Origin of the sequence: Bradyrhizobium sp. HKCCYLRH2060 (genome assembly GCF_051168135.1) — a bacterium.
Taxonomy (GTDB): Bacteria; Pseudomonadota; Alphaproteobacteria; order Rhizobiales; family Xanthobacteraceae; genus Bradyrhizobium.
The window spans coordinates 1-1,672 of sequence record NZ_JBNPUK010000035.1; the positions used below are offsets into that span (position 1 = coordinate 1).

General features: G+C 61.9%; 1 protein-coding gene. It reads left to right on the forward strand.

Going from position 1 to position 1,672, the window contains the following annotated elements:
- Positions 1-883: 883 nt before the first annotated feature.
- The gene (locus ACQR10_RS32630; protein ID WP_316179500.1) at positions 884-1,555 is read left to right on the forward strand and encodes a transposase; all 672 of its coding nucleotides are present in this window, start codon (positions 884-886) and stop codon (positions 1,553-1,555) included.
- Positions 1,556-1,672: the final 117 nt, after the last annotated feature.

Genomic DNA, 1,672 nt, shown 5'->3' on the forward strand with positions numbered 1-1,672 from the left:
CGATGCGATGACTTTACCCATTGTCACTGAGATTATCGTGTCTCACTTGAGGGGTGCAGTCCAGGACTGTCACCGTAATATCCACAGGTTTTGTGGACTATCACCGTAATATCGTAATCCGAACTCGCGGGCGACCGGCAAAACGCCTTCGCCCCGAGGCAGCTTCTATTGTGGACGTGAAGGCCCGGAGCGCTGTTCGACTCCGGGCCGATCATGTGGTCGCAAGCTGATGAAACGACTAATGCACCCGGATGGTCCCATCTGCGTTGTAGTCACTCTTGGGGTTGTAGCCGCTATCACGGTGAGTTTTGGCATGTAGGTCAGCATTGCTGCCGCTCACGCCAGGAGTTCCGGTATCAACCCGCATGGTCCCATTTGCGTTGTAGTCACTCTTGGGGTTGTAGCGGGAATCGCGGTGAGTTTTTGCATGTAGGGCAGCGTTGCTGCCACTGACGCCCGGAGTTCCGGGATTAACCCGCATATTCCCATATTCGTCGCGATCACTATCGCTCGACCCGACCTGCGGAACCGCAGCGGCTCTTGCATGATGATGAGTGCGATGACCGGCCAAGGCCGCAGATGTAGAGACAGCGAGAATAACAAGACCGACAGCAATGCTTCTAGCCATAGTCAACTCCTGATGTTGAAGAACCGCTGACGACGGGTACGCCGCCAGCGTATAGGCTGACACGCAATTTCTGGCTGTCGTTGATATAACTCAAACGCTGAAAGCGAGTACGCCGTCACCGTCGCCGCCGTTCTGGGTATCTGCCTGGCTGAATGTTTGGAATTACTGAAATTACGAAATCACGGTGACAGTGCAGAAATTACGGTGACAGTGCACCAAACTTGACGCAAATCACTCGGGCGAGCAGGGTGGTGCATGGCCCGTCTGGCTCGCGTCGTCATCCCCGGTGTGCCGCATCATGTCACCCAGCGCGGCAACGGCCGCGCGCGGACCTTTTTCGGGGACGACGACTACGCGCTGTACCGCGACCTGCTCGCGACCCATTGCGCGGCGGCTGACGTCGCGGTGTGGGCGTGGTGTCTGATGCCGAACCACGTGCACCTCATCCTGGTGCCGTCGGATGCCGACGGGCTGCGCCGGGCGCTGTCGCGGGTGCATCGCGTCTACGCCGGGACCATCCAGGCACGCCGCCGGCGTAGCGGACATTTCTGGCAGGGGCGGTTCGGCGCGGTGGCGATGGACGAGACGCATCTGACGGCGGCGCTGCGCTATGTCAGTCTCAATCCGGTGCGGGCGCGGCTGGTGGCGCGCCCTCAGGACTGGGTCTGGTCGAGCACGCGCGCGCATCTGCGCGACCGCGACGACGGCATCACCGCGCGCGAGCCGGTGAAGCGGATGTTCCCGGACTTGGCCGGCCTGCTGTCCGCCCCACCGGAGGACGAGGACGCTCTGTTGGCGCGCCTGCGCGCCGCCGAGAGCATCGGCCGCCCGATCGGCAGCGACCGCTTCCTCGCCCGTATCGAGAAGCTGACCGGGCGCGTGCTCAAGCCGGCCAAGCGGGGGCCGAAGCCGGCGGAGGAGGCGTGAGCGCGCCGCACCCGGCAACAGGCCTTGCTCGGCCTTGCTCAAGTTTTGTGGACTGGACTGCACCCCTCAAGTGAGACACGATAATCTCAGTGACAGGCATTCCGAGGATGACCTGTG

Coding starts and splice junctions, on each gene's coding strand:
- ACQR10_RS32630 (WP_316179500.1), top strand. CDS start 884: ATGGCCCGTCTGGCTCGCGTCGTCATCCCCGGTGTGCCGCATCATGTC.